The following is a 19272-nucleotide window of genomic DNA, read 5'->3' as shown; positions in this document are numbered from 1 at the left end:
CCTAAAGCAGGATTAATATCTTCTAACTTTCAAAGACTGTAAACCGCCTTCAAATTTCAAGTTGATTTTCTTGGTTGATTTGTCAAAATTTGGCGTTTCCCAATGACCATTTTTCTGAATAAATCCATCAAAATCTTTGTCATTCAAACCTCCATCAATATCAATTCTACAACCAACTGACTCTGGTACTTGAAACTCAATATCCGTTAAACCTGACTCAATTTTAACGTCTAAATTATCCGTTTTATCGCCTAATTTTACGTCTGTTTTAGTCAAGCCAGTTTTGATAGATAGATTTTTTACTTTGTATTGGCTCAAGTCAAAATCTGCTTTTCCTGCTCCAAATTCAAAATTCATATCCCAAATTACCTCTGAATTCAATTTCAAATTTACCTTGTTGTGATTATCCTCATCAATATTGATATTATTGGTTTTTCCTTTCAAAGCAAAATCTACCTTTGGACTGTCAGCATCGCCTGTTTTTTTCAAAGAAATATTGCCAAAATTAAGTTCAGCATTAGCTTCAACTAAATCTTTTGATGTTTCTTTAATGTCAAATTCAGCCGCACCACCTGAAAAATTCAAAGTAGCACTTTTAATGCTTGCATTCATCGGTTCTACTAAGTTTTGCTTAGAACCTTTAAAGGCATAATCTTTATCATCATCGTCGTCATTATTATCCTTGTCATCATCGTCATCGTCCATATCAATATGAATTCCGTTGTTGTCAAAAGCGTCACCTACTTTTTCTTGACAACTTCTCACAATTACAGTGGGAATAGCAATGCACAAAAGCACAATGGTAATGACGGTAGCCGAACGATTTGTTTTGCCTAACAAAGCAACCAAACCAAGGTATATCAACAATAAAGGCCATAATCGAGATATTTCGTGCCAATTGATGTGAAACCAACCCCATTCTTTACCCAAGAACAAGATACCGAGCAGTATTAAAAATCCGCCCGCAAAAATATTTTTAGAGTTCATGTTATGATGGTTATTGGTCAATTAGTTATTGGTTATTGGTGTAAACATCTCTAAAATTGAACATGTTTTACCAATCACTAATAACTAATCACCAATAACTAATTTTAGAGGTTACTATTGTTATTATCGTTATGAAAATCAATTTTATCTTTGTCTTTGAAGATGATATACCCACCTACGGCAATTAAGATAAGAGGCCAAAATTTACCAAAATCAAAATCTGGAATCCATTCGTCTAATAGGAAAATTGTACCGAGGATGATTAAGACAATCCCCCAAACTTTGCTTGAATCTTTTTTCATGTTTGTTAGCGTTTCGTTAAAAGTAAATTCGTTAGAGGCATCTGCTCCATTAGCGGTTTGCCATTGTTCTTGTACAGGTAAAGTTGCCCACAAGATAATATATATCCAGAAAAAAATACCGTGTGTAAATATTAGTCCGAGAAATAAAATAATTCTCATTACTGCAATGTCAATTCCGAAACGTACTGCTAATCCTGCTGCCACACCTCCTAATTGTCCTTTTGAAGGTATGCGATATAAGTTCTGATTCATGGTTACTGTTGTTTAAAATTTGAATAATCGATTGATTTAGAGAATTTCATTTTCAAAACGGAATACTAATATCGGAAAGTTTTACTACTTTATAATACATAGTACCTTGTTTTGTGTCCGAAAGGTATCATGAGTTTTATAAACGGCAACTGGGAAATAAATGAACGGTAACGTAGAATTAAGAATGGATAAATTTTCATTTGAGATTAAATAAAAAAAGGGTTAAAAGGAATTACTTCCCTTCAACCCTTTTTTTTGACAATAAATTTTTCTCTTATTGTTTCGGTACTTTTGCTTTTGCCTCTTCTACTTTCTTAATTTGAACATTTGTATTGTCACCAGCCGTAATCTGGTCTTTTTTGTTTTGCTCAACATCGGTCAAAAGTTTTTCTAATTCCACTTTATTTTCTTCAATTTTCTTCAAAAGTTTTTCCTTCTCTCTTTTATTATCTTCAATAGCACGAACCAATTTATCGCCCGTTTTGATAACTTTAGCTTGTTTGTCTTTTATATCTTCCAAATTCTTATCTTCTACTCTTACACCTTCTTGAAGATTAATTACCTCCACAAAATCATTCAAAATCTTTTCTGCCGAAGCGTATTTAGGGTGTGTTGCTCCTATATAAGCTTCATCACCTAAGCCTAAAGATAAAAATATTTTAGTACGTCCTTTTTCTGATGAAATACGGCTTACCAACATAATAGGGTCACCTGAAATCGTTGGCATATTTGCTCCAGTCACTTTATAAGCACCACTTTTCCCTGACTCCACTTTGCCATATTTGGCTAATTCTACTTGCCAAGCTTGCTTTACATATTTATCATCAATGGCAACTGATGTATAAAGCCCTTCTTTATTGGCTTTCTCTACTTCCTGAGTTCCTGAGAATACTTGAGCGTTAACTGATTGTAAACCAGTTAATAGCATAGCGGCTAATAATAGCTTTTTCATAAATTTCTTTTAAATTTTAGATTTAATGACTCAAAATTGATTTATTGCAAGTTAAATAACAATGATATGACTGCCAAAGATTTCAAAAGTAACTTAATCAACATTTAAAATGAGATTTTCCATACTTATTCTCGCTGCAGGTAGTTCGAGCCGTTTGGGACAACCAAAACAACTTGTGGAATTTCAAGGTGAAACACTTATCCGTAGAATTACTCGAACTGCCTTGAGTATTTCTGATGATGTTTTGATAGTGTTAGGAGCTAATGCAGATTTGGTTGAACAAAATTTATGTCCATTTTCAGCACAAATTAATACCATTTTTAATCCAAATTGGCAACAAGGTATGGGTACTTCCATTAGTCTTGGAACTAAGCAATTAGCCCCTAATACCGATGTGATTATAATTTTATTATGTGACCAACCTTTCGTAAATACAGAAAAAATACAAGAAATGTTGCAAATGTTTGCATCATTTCAGCCACCAATTATAGCTTGTCAATACAAAAATCAATTGGGTGTGCCAATGTTATTTGATAAAATGGTTTTTCCTGAATTATTAAATTTGCAAGGGGATAAAGGAGCAAAAGCCTTTTTGCACAAATACACAGATAAAATTGGGATTGTAGATTTTCAAGAAGGCAATTTTGATATAGATACTTTAGAGGATTTGAATAAACTCAGTGCGTTTTAAAACAAAAAAACCGAAAGAAATCTTTTCGGTTTTTTGTTTATTAATTTTTGGTTATTGAAGTGGCGGTTTCACAAAAATTAATAACTGATAAAGTAATTTATAAATTGTGGTTAAGTATTCCGAAAACTATGCAAATACTAATGTTTCAAAATTTCGAAATAATGTAGCAACATATAATAATTTTTGCAAAATATCTTTTTGTTACTTTGCAAATGTCTGCATAACCTCAAGAAAAAGAAATAGCCAATTTGGCTATTTTATAGATAAAATCACCTTATATTTGAAAACCACTCTCACTTTTCTGAAAAAAATACCCAAATCTCCAAACCTTCATCAGTAATCTTATACACTACACAATTATTGAGTAGTAAAACTCAATCTTTTAAATACGTAGTCACATTAACCAATCACTATTTATATATAGTATTTTGTTTATTTTTATGCACAAAATTCCTACTTACACATTAGAGCAACTTTATCGTAAATGTTTAGAGGCTGTCAACCATATTTCTGGGGTAGCATCTGAAAAAACAACAGAAAAGTATTTACAAGAAATGGGATTCTTCAATAAGGAGACAACCTATCTTAATGCAGTTTACGGAATTATGGATATGAGTAATTTATCATTCAGATATATTGCTAATACAGAAATTTCTTTGGGTATTTCGGAGGAGGATTTTATCGAAAAAGGGTTTAGTCAATTTTTACAAACAATGACTCCCGAGATGAAAAATATGTCGGCAATTCCAACGCTTTTTGGCTACATGATTGATTCAATTAAAGAAGTTCCTGAAGAAATTCGACAAAATTTTGTGGCTTATGGTTATGGGATGAAACATTTTAGACCAAGCGGAAAACCGTTTCATACAATGGTTCAAATATTTGGATTGGAATATGACAGTAATGGGTTTCCAACTTTATGTTTTATTGTTGACCAAGATATTGACCACCTCATTAAACCTACTGACCAATATTGGGGACGAATTAGTTTTAATAATGGAGAGTTTGTGACGACGTTTTCATCGAAAGAAATGGAGATGAAAAAACAAGATATTTTTTCAAAAAGAGAACTTGATGTACTTAAACTATTACTTAAGGGATATGAGTCAAAACAAATTGCCGATAAATTATTTATTAGTTCTAATACCGTTGATAATCATCGAAAAAATATGATTAGAAAATTGGATGCACGTGATACTACGGCATTAGTCCAATTGACGAAACAATTAGGCATATTGAGGTAGAAAAAATATCCATCATACGCCAATGATTTAGACGTATGATGGATATAATATTAGCTATAACTCAATCCATATTGTTTCAAAACATCGTCTGGCACGCCTTCCCAATTGTTAGGTCGGTTTCCTTGATAATCCATGTCTTTATGTCCCATTTCAGATGAATAAAACCCTGATGCCGTTAGATTTCGCATTAATGTAAAGAAATTTACTCCTTGCGAAAATTCTTTTTTGGCTTTTTCTGGATAGGCAATATCATCCACAATATTAATTTGTTCTTTGGATGTACAAGCTACAAAATCCTTTCCAAAACGCTTGATTGCTGTTGAATCTAACCAACGTAAACCTCCACGCATTGGCGTTTTGAATTCAGGTTTATCTTTCGTGATAAACTCTATAAAAGCAGGAACTCCTGCCTGAGAAGCACTTCCCGAAAACTTATCAGCAGGAATGATTATGTCTGACAATACGGTAATAGTTTGTATTTCATGGTCTGTATAAAACTTCTCTGCCAAGAGTTTTGCATCTCTTGTGATTTCGTCTTTTGTTCTACCATAATTATACTTTAGTGTCGTGGATGCGGAAGCTACTGTTTTTGCTTTCGGCTTTGGTTTTGGACCATCCAACATTTCACCTGCCAAGGCATCTTGACTTACTACCGCCAATCCAAGCGATGAAAGCCCTATATTTTTAAGAAAATCTCTCTTTTTCATTGTTCTCAATTATTAGCACGCAGATAACGCAGATGCCGTTGGCAACGCAGGTTTTCGCAGATATTAATCTGTAAAATCTGCGTTACGAAGTATCTGCGTTATCTGCGTGCCAATCATTATAAGTTTCCTTTTTTCTTTTGTTCAATGATATAATTTGAAGTACGTGCTGATAACGCCAAAATCGTCCAAGTAGCATTTTTATCTCCTTGAGAAACAAACGGTGCCGCATCGGCTACGAATAAATTTTTCACGTCGTGAGCCTGACAATTACTGTTCAAAACCGACGTTTTAGGGTCGTTACCCATACGGGCAGTTCCTACTTCGTGGATGATTTTTCCAGGTTCTGCCAAACCGTAATTGGTTTTAGCATCAGGTTTTCCGCCTAATGGCACACCACCAATTTCGTGAATAATTTGTTCGAAAGTATCTTGCATGTGCTTCGCCTGTTTGATTTCATAATCCGACCAATTGTAGTTGAATCTCAGAACTGGAATACCATATTTATCTACCACATTCGGGTCTATTTCGCAGTAATTGTTATAATCTGGCACAGGCTCGCCACGTCCAGCCATGTGAATATATGCTCCGTAGAAACGACGGTAATCTTCTTTTAAAGATGCTCCGTAACCTCCTGCTGCTTTTTTGATACCTTCACGAGTTGGATATTTTTCGTTAATTCCTTCAATACCCCAACCAAAACCATAAGCTGGCATTCCCATACCACCACCGTACTCGATGTGATAACCTCTTGGGAAGTCTAATTTTTTGTTGTCCAACCACCAAGGTGTATAAACGTGCATTCCGCCCACACCGTCTTCATTATAGCGTTTACGGTCGAATAAAGCAGGAATAATTCCCGCACGAGAAGCACCCGTTGAGTCATTAATATATCGCCCCACAATGCCACTTGAATTAGCCAAACCATTCGGGAAACGAGCAGATTTTGAATTTAATAACAAACGAGCCGTTTCGCCTGCACTCGCAGCCAAAATAACCACTCTCCCTTTCACTACTTTTTCAGTCATCGTTTGCGTATCCACGTAAGATACACCCGTTGCCAAGCCAGTATTTGAGTCAGTCAACACTTCACGAGCCATTGCGTAAGTTATCAAATGGCAGTTTCCCGTTTTCATGGCAGGAATCATCAAAACCGACGACGAAGAAAAATCGGCATAAGCCTGACACGCTCTACTACATTGGCTACAATAAAAGCACTGTCCACGTTCTTTATTGACAGGTTTGGTTAGAATTGACAGGCGAGAGGGAATCGTTGGAATACCTAATTTTTTATTACTTCTTTGAAGCATCAATTCGTGTAAACGTTGCTTTGGAGGAGGTAAAAAATATCCATCTGGGTTATTGTGCATACCCTCATTGGTTCCGAAAACACCGATGAGTTTATCAACATAATCGTAATATGGCTTTACATCGTCATAACCAATGGGCCAATCATCGCCCAAACCATCAATAGATTTACGCTTAAAGTCGTCAGGTCCAAAACGGAGGGAAATACGCCCCCAGTGGTTTGTTCTACCGCCCAACATTCTTGAACGAAACCAGTGAAATTCTGTGCCTTTGGTAGTAGTATAAGGTTCTCCATCGATGTTCCAACCACCATAAGCGGCATCAAAATCGCCAAAAGCACGAGTTGAATTTGCCCCACGACGAGGAGATTCCCAAGGTGCTTTTAATTGAGTTATATATTTTGGGTCAGCAGGGTCATAGTATTGCCCTGCTTCTAATACGCAAACTTTTGCCCCAGCTTTAGTGAGTTCGTATGCAGCCATACCACCACCAGCCCCAGAGCCAATAATGACTACGTCGTACTCGGTTGACTGTTCTTTTATCTGAAAATCAAGCATTGTGTTTTAGGTTAAATGAAAGGATTTCGTCTATTATGAAATGTAATATAAACTTAAAAAATAATGGAATAATAAAAGCTCAAACTTTATGAATAAAATTGAATATATTTTGATTAGAAAATGGTTAATAGTTAGTTGAAATTAACGCTCAGAGTTTGTGGATGACAGTTTTAATAGAATCAAATTTTGATATTTTCTTACTCAAATATATCCTTTATTACCCTACTTTTTATGAATTATTTTCGGAATTATCTAATATTTGGCGGACTCTTTTAAGGTTACACTTCTCCGAAGTGGGTACGAGAATTTTCACTATATTCTACAAAGGTTGAACCTCTCCGAGGTATAAATCGACACAATTTCGGAGAAATTCAACCTTTGTAGCACAAGAATAGCCTCGAATTACGGGCTTCGGAGAAGCCTAACCTTAATTCCGCCAAATAGTAGATAATTCCGATTATTTTTGAGATTTATCTGTCTTAAACCAATGTGATTGTTGATGATTTTGAATTTTCATTCTTTCCCTGATTTTATAGTATGGTGTTAAAACAAAAAAGTCAGCCTTTTTCAAGACTGACTTTCATTAATTGGCTAAAAATTTCAATTTGCCAACTTACTATGTTTGTAGCCATAAGAGAAATAGATTGCCAACCCAATTGCTAACCAAACCAAGAAAATAGTCCAATTCATAATGCCTAATTCGGTCATTAAATAAAGGTTGGTTAAAATTCCTAAAACTGGTAAAATCGAAAATTTGTGTTGATAAGCCAATACCGCTAATATTGCCCAGACTAACCAAAATACTGTCAAAAGCGGTTTTTCTGATATTTGAGCAATAAAAATATTTTGTGAAATAACATAGATAAGAGATATTATCAGTAATCCACCTACTAAATATTGACCGTTTAAATAAGGAATTTTAAACTTTGCATCCTTCGATAAACCTTTATAGTCTAAATATAAAACACCTCCGCAAACCACAATAAAAGCAAAGAAAGTCCCTACGCTGGTTAAATCCGCTACAAAGCCCATATCCAAAAACATAGATGGAATTGCCACTAAAAACCCCGTAACAATCGTTGAAAAACTTGGTGTTTTGAATTTCGGATGAATGTTAGAAAAACGCTTCCAAAGCAATCCATCACGGCTCATAGACATCCAAATTCTTGGCTGTCCCATTTGATAAACCAACAAGGCACTCGTAATGGCAACCACCGCAGAAACGGAGATAACGCCTGCCACAAAATCAAGATTTACTTTCTGAAAAACATACGCCAAAGGGTCATCTACTTTGAGTTCTGTATAATTAACCATTCCTGTCAAAACTAAGGTAATCATTACGTATAAAACGGCACAAATCACCAAGCAATAAATCATGGCACGTGGCAAATCTCGTTGCGGATTTTTACATTCTTCTGCCATCGTTGAAATAGAGTCAAAACCAATGAAAGCAAAAAATACCAAAGCAACACCTTTTAAAACGCCTTTTGAACCATTGGGAGCAAAAGGTGTCCAGTTTTCGGGTTTAACGTAAAATGCACCCACACAAATTACCAATAAAATAACTACCAATTTTAGGGCTACCAGAAAATTGCTGGCATTTCGAGATTCTTTAATTCCGACATAAACCAATGCGGTAACCAACATCGTAATTAATCCAGCAGGCAAATCAATCAAGAAATGGATACCACCAATTAAAGGAGCGTTTGCGTAAGCCTGTGCCGCAGCAATATCACCACCAACCAAAGTTTCGGTTTGACTTAATAAAAATGCTCGGTGAGCCGTTCCATAGTCAAAAGTTAAAAAATCTGGAAAAATAATCCCAAATCCTCTAAGCATAGAAACAAAATATTCTGACCAAGAAATGGCAACTACCATATTGGAAACGGCATATTCCAAAATCAACGCCCAACCAATCACCCAAGCGAAAATTTCACCAAACGATACATATCCATACGTATAAGCACTACCCGAAACAGGTACCATTGAGGCAAATTGTGCATAACAAAGTGCCGTAAAAACACAGGCAATAGAAACGAATAGAAAAAGTAGGGTAACGGCTGGTCCACCGTCAAAACTGGCTCGTCCGATGGTACTAAAAATACCTGCTCCAATAATTGCAGCAATACCAAATGAAGTTAAGTCTCTGACTCCTAATATTTTATTGAGTCCAGATTCGCCATGCGAACCTTCGCTTTGCTTTAAAACATTAGAAATTGATTTTCGTCTAAAAATAGAATTGTTTGGCATTTAGTTTGAGTTATGAATGATGAGTAACAAATGATGAGGCACAAATGATGAATTAACAGGAAGGCGTAATTTTACGTATAAACTTTACGATTTTCTGTAAATTTCTATTCATAATTTATCATTCATACCTCAACACTCTATTGATAAAGGCTAATTTACTGAAAAACTTCAAATAAAGCGAAACCCTTGTATTTGTTTAATTTTTGAAAAAATCAAATTAACTTTACAAATTATAGACTTAACCAACAAAAAATGTTTTGACTGCCTTGATTTGAATGAGCAATCTGTATGCTCGTTCCTTCATTCGCTCATTGCTCCTTACACATGAATCAAACAGCAGTAGTTATTCTGAACTACAACGGTCAAAAATACTTATCTGATTTCTTACCATCCGTAATTAGTAATTCTTCTGGTGCGGCTATTTATGTAGCAGATAATGCTTCAAAAGATAATTCTATTGCTATTCTTAACAAAGACTTTCCACAAGTGAAAATTATCCAACTGAGTCAAAATCATGGCTTTGCACAAGGATATAATGAAGCTTTGGAGCAAATAAAGAATCAGTATAAATATTATGTTCTCCTGAATTCTGATGTAGAAGTACCGCCTAATTGGATTGAACCAGTGCTTCAACTGATGAAGAATAATCCAAATATTGCTGCTTGTCAACCCAAAATAAAAGCTTATCACGAAAAAACACATTTTGAATACGCAGGAGCAGCAGGTGGATACATTGACCGTTTGGGTTATCCATTTTGTAGAGGAAGAGTCTTTTTATCTTTAGAAGAAGATTTAGAACAGTACAATGACAATGTAGAAGTTTTTTGGGCAACAGGTGCGTGTATGTTTGTAAGAGCAGATGTTTTTCATGAATTAGGCGGTTTTGACGGAGATTTCTTTGCCCACATGGAAGAAATAGACCTTTGTTGGAGAATGAAACACGCTGGTTATCAGATTTATACTTGCGGAGAGTCGGAAGTTTTTCACGTAGGAGGAGGAACATTACACAAGTCAAACCCACACAAAACATTTTTGAATTTCAGAAATGGCTTGGCAATGCTTTACAAAAATCATCCAGATAAAGGGCTTTTCAAAACAATTTTGACCAGATTAATTTTAGATGGAGTAGCAGGCGTAAAATTCTTGTTTTTTGATACTTGGGAAGACTGTTGGGCAGTAGTGAGAGCTCACTTTAATTTTTACGCACATTTGGGGTCATGGCATAAAAAACGTCAGAAAATTCAAAAGCGTAATAATTTAGGGCAAATATTCTCACATAATATCGTTTGGCAACATTTTGTGAAAGGAAAAGAAAGGTTTGACGAAATGTGAAAGTAGAGAATAGATGAAAGTGGTTAGATTTTAGAGAATAGATGATATAAAAGTGAAAATAAATTGTTTTTGAGGAACTCAAATTCCCATAACTCATAACTAAATCTCCCAAACAGTCGGATTATTTTGTTGGCGGAGATAACGGCGAATATTCATCCAAAAGGCAAGGATTAGATAGAGAATAATAGGAGACCCAATCGTTATAAAAGAAAGATAAACAAAATACAGGCGAATACTGGCAGTAGAAATGCCAAATTTTTCGCCTAATCGAGTGCAAACTCCAAATACGTGTTGTTCAACGAAGTATTTAATTTTGAGCATAATATTTACTTGATTGGTGACTTGTTGAAGTAAATTTATTTTAAATTCAATCCAAGTTACAAAAATACGTAGCTTTTTCAAATAATACAATGTGATTTTCAAATAGAGACAATATTATGCTGGGATAAATCAGACGGTATAAATATTTGAAAAACACAAAAAAATACTAAGTAAATACTACTAATTTCAGAAAAAATAGCAAAAATATTGTATTTAAAGTAGGAATGTACGAAATTATGACTACATTTGATGGTTAATAGTTTAAAAAGTAAATATTTAGTACAAGTTTTATTATTCAAGAGTACGTCAGTCCCCTCAGATTCACATCCTCATTGATTATCAAACATTCAATGTATCACATCATTTCTCTTTTTGGCTATTGATTCATATAGAAGGCACCCTGTTGTTTTCTGATGATTTTATCAATTGTTAATTATTAGTAATCATGCAAACAGGCACAGTAAAATTTTTTAATGAAAGTAAAGGTTTCGGATTTATTGTAGATGATGAATCTGGACAAGAGATTTTTGTTCACGTAACAGCTTTGGGGGGAACGCACATTCGTCAAGATGATAAAGTTTCATTTGACATTGTTGATGGCAAGAGGGGCTTGAACGCAGCTAATGTAAAGAAACAATAGTTTCTTATTTGTTTGACAAAAGATTGTTTGTTTATATAGCTGGATGTAAAAATCCAAAAGATTACCTTATTTATTTCGTCAACCGTCGAAAAAAGCCTAAATAGCTGTGTCTGTTCATCAATATTAATTGTTAATTTATTACTTAGAATTTTTATTTTTTAATTTTTTTTATATTTTTTTTATGCAAACTGGTAAAGTTAAATTTTTCAACGAATCAAAAGGTTTTGGATTTATCGTTGATGACAATTCTGGCGAAGAAATCTTCGTTCATGTTACAGGATTATCTGGAATCACTATTCGTGAAAATGACTCTGTTTCTTTCGACGTTCAAGAAGGAAAGCGTGGCTTAAACGCTGTTAATGTGAAGAAGGCTTAATTGTTTCTCATATAGTCATTAAAAAAGCCCGACCATTAATTTGGTTGGGCTTTTTTAATGGTGAGTTGTCAGGTTTTAGAAGTTAGGTGTTAGAATCTTTTGGTTTTTCTAACACCTAATACCTAAACACTAATACCTAATAATTATTCAAACCATCTCATCACTTCGTCCTTTGTAGGAATAGCGATGTCAAGTTTTAATTTCTTTCTCATTCCTCCCAAATCATTAAATACTTTATTGGGATTTGCTTCTTTCAAAGCAGGGATTGTCATGAAACCCATTTTTTGTAAAACTGGAATCCAAGCATTTGGAACGCCAAGAGCTTCATAATCTGCATCTGTTGCCATTTCTACTTTCTTCTCTGGACGCATTTGAGGGAAGAAAAGAACTTCTTGAATGGAAGTTTGGTTAGTCATCAACATCGTCAAACGGTCAATACCAATACCGATACCAGCCGTTGGCGGCATTCCGTATTCTAATGAACGCAAGAAATCTTCATCCATTACCATTGCTTCGTCATCGCCACGTTCTGCTAATTTCAATTGTTCCTCAAAACGCTCACGTTGGTCAATTGGGTCATTTAATTCAGAGTAAGCATTGGCAATTTCTTTTCCATTGACAAACAATTCAAAACGCTCTACTAAACCAGGTTTGCTACGGTGTTTTTTAGTAAGCGGAGACATTTCAACTGGATAATCAATGATAAATGTTGGCTGAATAAGGTTCGCTTCCACTTTCTCTCCGAATACCTCGTCGATAAGTTTACCCGTTCCCATTGTTGTATCAACCTCAATTCCCCACGATTTACAGTGTCCACGAAGGGTTTCTTCATCCATGCCTTCTACATTTACACCTGTATATTTTTCAATGGCACCTGCAATGGTCAAACGAGTGAATGGCCCAGCAAATTCGATTTCATTTTCGCCAACTTTTACGTTAGTTTGCCCATTGGTGGCGATGGCTACTTTTTCAAAAATCTGCTCGGTAATATCCATCATCCAGTTATAATCTTTGTAAGCTACATAGAACTCCAAAGATGTAAATTCTGGGTTGTGGGTTCTGTCCATGCCTTCGTTACGGAACATTTTTCCGAATTCATAAACGCCATCAAAACCACCTACGATTAATCTTTTCAAATATAATTCGTTGGCAATACGCATATACAAAGGCATATCAAGCGTATTGTGGTGCGTTCTGAATGGACGAGCAGAAGCTCCACCATGAATAGGTTGTAAAATGGGAGTTTCCACTTCCAACCAACCTTTTGAGTCGAACATCGCACGCATGGTTGTTACAATACGAGAACGTTTCAAGAAAATTTCTTTCACCTCTGGATTCACAATCAAATCCACATATCGCTGACGATAACGCATTTCTGGGTCAGTGAAACCATCGTGAATATTGCCTTCTTCGTCTCTTTTTACAACAGGAAGAGGTTTCAAAGATTTATTTAAAATCTTGAATTCTGTGACGTGGATTGAGATTTCGCCCACTTGCGTAGTGAAAACATAACCCTTAATTCCAACGATGTCACCAATATCCAAAAGTTTTTTGAAAACGGTATTATAAAGCGTTTTATCTTCGTCAGGGCATAAATCGTCACGACGAAAATACACTTGGATACGTCCCGTAGAATCTTGTAATTCTGCGAAAGATGCACTTCCCATAATACGGAAAGACATCAAACGCCCTGCGATTGAAATACTCTTGTAATCTATCTTATTATTTTCGTAGTTCTTGAGAATGTCGGCAGCCGTAACATTTACGTCAAACATTTCGGCAGGGTATGGGTCGATGCCCAATTTCATCAAATCTTCACGCTTTTGTCGGCGAAGTAATTCTTGTTCTGATAATTGTATCATGATTGTGATTTTAAGCAATTAGCTTTTGGATATACCGTTTGAAATTATTTGAAATACACACTTTTCAATTGCTTCAAATAATGAACATACACGTATAACGAAAGGCTAAATAATATCTACAAAATTATAAATAAATCGTGTAATGTGCTTGTGAAACTTGAAAAACCTTGTACTTTCCTAAGTTTTTATACCTAATAAACGGGAAATTATCCAGTGATGTTAGTCCAATTTGATGGATTGATAACTTTAATGTAACAAAAAACAAAATTCCTATGGCAGCAACATTACATCAATCTTTAGAAGAATTTTATCAAAAACACGGCTACGGTGAACAAGGTGGTATAAATAATGAGTGGATTTGGCTAAAATTTAAGTATTTCTCATTGCCAATTCCTAATGTGAAAGGTCGCCGTGAAAACGTTTGGCGACATGATATGCTACATATTTTATTGAATTATGACACTACATGGCAAGATGAGGCCAGAGTTGCTGCTTGGGTAATTGGTTCAGGTGGTTGGGGACGCTTTTATATTGCTTGGGTATTTTGCTTGTCTGCTTTTAGTGTAGGTATTGTTTTCTTTCCAAAATCTACCTATCAGGCTTTCATTAGAGGACGAAATTCACGTAGTCCGTACTTATTAGGAATAAGTCAGGAATATTTATTTAAAACAGACATCGAGGTTTTGAGAAAGGAGTTTCTATTAGATAAGCCTATTATGGAAGGAAATAAAACGGATAAATTACGTTTTTGTATATGGGGTATTGTTGGCTGGTTATGGTTTACTGTGCCTTTTTTAGCATTAAGTTTGGTATTTTCTCTTTTACGTAATTTTTTAAAGTAAAATCAAAATATTTGTTTTCCAAAATATTCATTTTACGACTAAGGGTTTGATGACTTATAAACCATTTAAAAGTCACACCGTAAAATTACGCAATTTTTAAAATAGCGTAATTCTACGCTAAAACAAGAAAGAATGGTATTGTTATTTTGTAACGTTCAATAAGAACAAAGTAACATACATAACCCGTCTTATCTCTTAACAACATGAACATTTCAGTACAGAGTTATGCTTATCCAACCGCCAATTTTAAATCAAGTTTCTATCCAGCTATTTATACAGATAGAAAAAAAACACCAATCATCATTCAGGATATAATGATGTTGGAAGGTGATGGAAATTACACTTATGTACACATGATTAATGGCAAAAAAACATTAATCTCAAAGACTTTAAAAGACTTTTGCGAGGCATTTCAAGAATATGATTTTGCAAGAATTAGAAAGTCTTACCTCATTAACCTCCATTTTTTAAAAGATGTGGATTTCTCGGTAGAACCATATATTACGATGCAAAATGGACAAAGAATTGAAATTTCAAGAAGACGTAAAACTGATTTTCAGAAACAGTTGAAAAATTTTAGACAAAGAGTGTAATAAAAAGCCTTGTTCTTTTAAGGGGTTTTTAGAACTTGGCTTTTTTAAAGATAAACTATTTTAGTGGTTAGGTGAATAGCATACAGCTTCCTGAATATTTCGGGGAGCTGTTTTTTTGTAACTATATTTGAATCACTTAGGGTTTAAAAGTAATGTCGTTTTCTTGAAAATTCCGTCCTACGGAAAAAGAAATTGAAAATTGTCAAAACTGTCATAAATGTACGTTTACGGTCAATTTGGCGGGTTTTGGGGAGTGATTTACTCGGATTTGAGACATAATTTCCGAAAAAATAGCTTGGCTTAGAAATTGAAGCATACAAATAGGAAAGGAAATAGAAAAACGGAGAAATTAGCTATTATTGATTCCTCCTTGTCCTTCCTTTTCTCCTATAAAAACATGAAATACACAACTAAAACACAGGAGGTAATTCAGCAGGCTGCTTCAATTGCCGCCAACAATGGTCAGCAAGCCCTTGAAACAGGACACTTACTGAAAGCGATTATTGAAGAAGAGCCTAATACTACTCAGTTTTTGATGAAAAAATTAGGCGTGAATCAAGCCTTTTTCTTATCTAAATTGAATGATTTGGTAAATGCCTATCCCAAAGTTTCGGGAGGAGGACAGCCCTATTTTGCCAACGAAGCCCATGCCGCTATGACCAAAGCAGAGGGATTGATGAAGGAGTTTACCGATGAATATATTTCAATAGAGGTGTTGTTATTAGCCTTGTCGATAGGGAAAGATTCCACGGCTAATTTGTTGAAAGACAATGGGTTTAATGAGAAGTTATTAAAAGAAGCGATTAAAGAATTAAGAGGAAATACAAACGTGAAAGACGAAAACGCAGAAGCAACCTATCGTTCATTGGAACGCTACGCCAGAAACTTAAATGAACTTGCTAAATCTGGGAAAATAGACCCTGTGATTGGGCGTGATGAAGAAATTCGGAGGGTTTTACAAATCCTTTCGAGACGGACTAAAAATAACCCGATGTTAGTGGGAGAACCTGGGGTTGGGAAAACTGCTATTGTAGAAGGTTTAGCCCAAAGAATTATCGTAGGTGATGTGCCAGAAAACCTAAAATCAAAGATAATTTATACCCTTGATATGGGACTTTTGATTGCTGGGGCAAAATACAAAGGAGAGTTTGAAGAACGCTTAAAGGCTGTAATTAAGGAAGTTACAGATTCTGATGGAGATATTGTATTGTTCATTGACGAAATCCATACGTTGATTGGTGCAGGTGGGGGAGAGTCGGCAATGGATGCTGCCAACTTGTTGAAACCCGCTTTGGCTCGTGGAGAATTGCACGCAATTGGGGCAACAACTTTGAAGGAATATCAAAAATATATTGAGAAAGATAAGGCACTCGAAAGACGCTTTCAGACCGTAATTGTAGATGAACCAGACATTCCCGATGCCATTTCGATATTGAGAGGAATTAAAGATAAATACGAATTACATCATGGTGTTCGTATTCAGGATGATGCCGTAATTGCCGCCGTTGAATTGTCAAGTCGTTATATTTCAGACCGTTATTTGCCCGATAAAGCCATTGATTTAATGGACGAAGCCGCTGCAAAAATGAGAATGGAGATAGATTCTGTGCCAGAGGAAATCGACGATTTACAACGAAAAATCATGCAGTTAGAGATTGAACGTGAGGCAATTAGAAGAGAAAATAACGTTGAACGTGAGAAAATAATCAACCACGATTTAGCTGAATTGACCGACAAAAAAACGGATTTGATGGCTAAATGGCAAGGTGAAAAAGATATTCTGAATAATGTTCGTAAAGAAAAAGAGAATATTGATAAACTGAAATTGGAAGCAGAACAAGCTGAACGTGCAGGAGATTATGGAAAAGTAGCTGAAATTCGTTACGCAAAATTAGTAGAGGCGGAAGCTAAACTCGCAAAATTCCAAACATCGAGTAACGAGCAACAAGCATCGACCATGTTGCAAGAGGAAGTTAAACCAGAAAATATTGCAGAGGTTGTAGCTAAATGGACGGGCGTTCCAGTCTCAAAAATGATGCGAGCAGAACAAGAAAAATTGCTGCACATGGAAGACGAATTGGGAATGCGGGTGGCAGGACAAACGGAGGCTATCGAGGCGATTTCAGATGCGGTGCGTCGTTCGAGAGCAGGAATGCAAGACCCAAAACGCCCAATTGGTTCATTTATTTTCTTGGGAACAACGGGTGTTGGTAAAACAGAATTGGCTAAAGCTTTGGCGGATTATTTGTTCAATGATGAAAACGCCATGATTAGAATTGATATGTCGGAATACCAAGAACGCCATGCCGTGAGCCGTATGATTGGCTCGCCTCCAGGTTATGTTGGTTATGATGAAGGTGGGCAATTGACCGAAGCTGTGCGTAGAAAACCGTATTCAGTTATTTTGTTAGATGAAATTGAAAAAGCTCATCCAGATGTTTGGAATATTCTTTTACAGGTTTTGGATGATGGTCGTTTGACGGATAATAAAGGTCGAATTGCCAATTTCAAAAATACCATTATTATTATGACATCCAATATTGGTAGCCATATTATTCAGGAGAAAATGGGAGAGATGGAAGGTTGGAATAATCATATTGTGATGGAGAAAGCCAAAGAAGAAGTAATGGTACTTTTGAAACAAGTAGTGCGTCCAGAATTCTTGAACCGTGTCGATGAAATTGTCATGTTTGAGCCATTATCGAAAGAAAATTTAGCTCAAATTGTTAAAATTCAATTCCGTCAAATTCAAGAACGTTTGAGAGAGCAAGGAATTCTTTTGGAAGCATCAGATGCCGCACTTTTGCAATTAGCTGATGAAGGTTACGAACCAACGATGGGAGCAAGACCTTTAAAGCGTGTCATGCAAAAAAGAATTTTGAATGAACTTTCAAAACAAATCTTAGGTAATTATATCACCAAAGATTCGGTAGTAATGATGGAAGTTGATGAAAACGGAGGATTGAAATTTGAAAATATTAATGGAGATATTTCTTTGAATAGGTAAAATATTTCCGATTTGTTTAAGCCAATCTGTAAACAGATTGGCTTTTTTTATGAATAGATTTTACGAACTTATACTGTAAAAATGTACTTTTCCATGATTTGTCTTTAGCCTTTTGGTCGAAACAATTGTCGAATTGGTAGCATTTTAAGGGAATTCTAAGGAGGAAAAGTCTTTTAGAAAAATGTAGTCAACTATATTTGCTTACTAAATCATCAAGAAAACTATGTTTAGATTGTTGAAAAAGAAAATAGTTGAAAGAATATATTTTTTGCTAATATTATCCGTACCTGTCATGTACGGAGACGTGGTATTGTATTTATTTTTCGATAAAAATGTAACGATTATAGAGGATAATGAAATTGAAAATTTAATAGAAGATAACCTGCCTGATACCAATACTGATACGATTGACCAAACGGATATTTATCCTATTCTATCCATTGATATTATTGAAATTCCCTTCCTTTTTTCTTATAAAAATATTTCCTATTTTCTTGTAAATGGCTACTCTAATATTTGTTTACAACAGAAAAATCCACCACCGTGATAAATACTTAATTATCAAAACTCAATAAATGAGTATTTTTACTCTTTTGTTAAGTGTCTTATTATGAGTATTTTATGGTTGTTTTGTGTGATTTTAATAAAGAAATTTGACTTTCTAAGAATCTCTTGGGTGTCATCTTAAATAGCTGTATATTCAAAATACAGTATTCAAATATCTATCCCAAAAATATAATGAAACATTTGCTATCAAGTATATTGGTCGTCTCGCTGTTGTTGTCGTGTAAGGATAAAGACCAACAAGAAAAACAAGTTGCAGAGAGTTTTCCTGTCACCTCTCCCATCAAGATAGACACCACTTTGCACACTGATTATGTGGCAGAAATCAATGCGGTACAGAATGTAGAAATCCGAGCCAGAGTGAAAGGTTATCTTGATAAAGTTTTTATTGATGAAGGTAAAAATGTCAAGCAAGGACAGGTTTTATTCAGCATTAATAATCCAGAATTGAAAGAGCAAGCTATCAAAGCAGGAGCCATATTGCGAAG

Annotated in this window: 18 protein-coding genes; 10 read left to right on the top strand and 8 right to left on the bottom strand. The window is 35.1% G+C overall.

From position 1 onward, the window contains the following. Positions 1 to 12 precede the first annotated feature (12 nt). The 3 genes from VB796_RS22695 to VB796_RS22685 all read right to left on the bottom strand — a co-directional run bounded on the left by VB796_RS22695 (position 13) and on the right by VB796_RS22685 (position 2493). The gene (locus VB796_RS22695; protein WP_323348885.1) at positions 13 to 987 is read right to left on the bottom strand and encodes a LiaI-LiaF-like domain-containing protein; all 975 of its coding nucleotides are present in this window, start codon (positions 985 to 987) and stop codon (positions 13 to 15) included. A 104-nt stretch (positions 988 to 1091) separates the two neighbouring features. Further along, positions 1092 to 1541: a PspC domain-containing protein gene (locus tag VB796_RS22690; protein ID WP_323348884.1), complete on the bottom strand. Its 450-nt coding sequence runs from the start codon at positions 1539 to 1541 to the stop codon at positions 1092 to 1094. Positions 1542 to 1815: 274 nt separating this feature from the next. Beyond that, entirely contained in the window at positions 1816 to 2493 is a 678-nt protein-coding gene (locus VB796_RS22685; RefSeq protein WP_323348883.1) for a hypothetical protein, read from the bottom strand. A gap of 109 nt (positions 2494 to 2602) precedes the next feature. Between VB796_RS22685 and VB796_RS22680 the strand changes: the two genes are divergently transcribed. Together VB796_RS22680 and VB796_RS22675 are read left to right on the top strand one after the other, a co-directional pair. Then, positions 2603 to 3184, top strand: a complete 582-nt coding sequence (locus VB796_RS22680) for a nucleotidyltransferase family protein (RefSeq protein ID WP_323348882.1) — start codon at positions 2603 to 2605, stop codon at positions 3182 to 3184. 440 nt (positions 3185 to 3624) lie between these two features. Next, entirely contained in the window at positions 3625 to 4428 is an 804-nt protein-coding gene (locus VB796_RS22675; protein WP_323348881.1) for a helix-turn-helix transcriptional regulator, read from the top strand. 50 nt (positions 4429 to 4478) lie between these two features. Here the strand turns inward: VB796_RS22675 and VB796_RS22670 are convergent, their stop codons facing one another. The 3 genes from VB796_RS22670 to VB796_RS22660 form a co-directional block, all read right to left on the bottom strand. Then, positions 4479 to 5135 carry a gluconate 2-dehydrogenase subunit 3 family protein gene (locus VB796_RS22670; protein ID WP_323348880.1) on the bottom strand — a complete coding sequence of 219 codons (657 nt, stop codon included), beginning with the start codon at positions 5133 to 5135 and terminating at the stop codon, positions 4479 to 4481. Positions 5136 to 5251: 116 nt separating this feature from the next. Then, positions 5252 to 6997 carry a GMC family oxidoreductase gene (locus VB796_RS22665; protein WP_323348879.1) on the bottom strand — a complete coding sequence of 582 codons (1746 nt, stop codon included), beginning with the start codon at positions 6995 to 6997 and terminating at the stop codon, positions 5252 to 5254. 600 nt (positions 6998 to 7597) lie between these two features. Further along, a complete protein-coding gene (locus VB796_RS22660; RefSeq protein ID WP_323348878.1) occupies positions 7598 to 9247 on the bottom strand; it encodes an amino acid permease in 1650 nt (549 codons plus the stop codon). A 324-nt stretch (positions 9248 to 9571) separates the two neighbouring features. On the opposite strand from VB796_RS22660, the gene VB796_RS22655 reads away from it, so the two are divergent. After that, positions 9572 to 10579 (top strand): glycosyltransferase family 2 protein, encoded by a 1008-nt coding sequence (locus VB796_RS22655; protein WP_323348877.1) that lies wholly within the window; start codon positions 9572 to 9574, stop codon positions 10577 to 10579. A 99-nt stretch (positions 10580 to 10678) separates the two neighbouring features. Here the strand turns inward: VB796_RS22655 and VB796_RS22650 are convergent, their stop codons facing one another. Next, positions 10679 to 10900, bottom strand: coding sequence for a PspC domain-containing protein (locus tag VB796_RS22650; RefSeq protein WP_109743653.1), 222 nt, complete (start codon positions 10898 to 10900; stop codon positions 10679 to 10681). A gap of 445 nt (positions 10901 to 11345) precedes the next feature. On the opposite strand from VB796_RS22650, the gene VB796_RS22645 reads away from it, so the two are divergent. Beyond that, positions 11346 to 11540: a cold-shock protein gene (locus tag VB796_RS22645; RefSeq protein WP_109743652.1), complete on the top strand. Its 195-nt coding sequence runs from the start codon at positions 11346 to 11348 to the stop codon at positions 11538 to 11540. 181 nt (positions 11541 to 11721) lie between these two features. After that, entirely contained in the window at positions 11722 to 11916 is a 195-nt protein-coding gene (locus VB796_RS22640; protein ID WP_109743651.1) for a cold-shock protein, read from the top strand. Between the two features lie 143 nt (positions 11917 to 12059). On the opposite strand, the gene lysS is transcribed toward VB796_RS22640, so the two are convergent. Continuing rightward, entirely contained in the window at positions 12060 to 13778 is a 1719-nt protein-coding gene (lysS, locus tag VB796_RS22635) for a lysine--tRNA ligase (protein ID WP_323348874.1), read from the bottom strand. A gap of 272 nt (positions 13779 to 14050) precedes the next feature. Here lysS and VB796_RS22630 point away from each other — a divergent pair, with 272 nt between their 5' ends. The 5 genes from VB796_RS22630 to VB796_RS22610 form a co-directional block, all read left to right on the top strand. Continuing rightward, the gene (locus VB796_RS22630) at positions 14051 to 14620 is read left to right on the top strand and encodes a hypothetical protein (RefSeq protein WP_323348873.1); all 570 of its coding nucleotides are present in this window, start codon (positions 14051 to 14053) and stop codon (positions 14618 to 14620) included. 203 nt (positions 14621 to 14823) lie between these two features. Then, positions 14824 to 15213 carry a LytR/AlgR family response regulator transcription factor gene (locus tag VB796_RS22625; RefSeq protein ID WP_323348872.1) on the top strand — a complete coding sequence of 130 codons (390 nt, stop codon included), beginning with the start codon at positions 14824 to 14826 and terminating at the stop codon, positions 15211 to 15213. Between the two features lie 397 nt (positions 15214 to 15610). After that, positions 15611 to 18220: an ATP-dependent chaperone ClpB gene (gene clpB / locus VB796_RS22620; protein WP_323348871.1), complete on the top strand. Its 2610-nt coding sequence runs from the start codon at positions 15611 to 15613 to the stop codon at positions 18218 to 18220. Between the two features lie 268 nt (positions 18221 to 18488). Beyond that, the gene (locus VB796_RS22615; RefSeq protein ID WP_323348870.1) at positions 18489 to 18767 is read left to right on the top strand and encodes a hypothetical protein; all 279 of its coding nucleotides are present in this window, start codon (positions 18489 to 18491) and stop codon (positions 18765 to 18767) included. Between the two features lie 191 nt (positions 18768 to 18958). Beyond that, positions 18959 to 19272: biotin/lipoyl-binding protein (locus VB796_RS22610; protein ID WP_323348869.1), on the top strand; the 314-nt coding region annotated here is incomplete at its 3' end.

The sequence above is a fragment of the Arcicella sp. LKC2W genome, from assembly GCF_034931005.1.
Taxonomy (GTDB): domain Bacteria; phylum Bacteroidota; class Bacteroidia; order Cytophagales; family Spirosomataceae; genus Arcicella.
Note: the sequence above shows the minus strand (reverse complement) of the source record. Positions and strands in the feature narration are given on the sequence as shown.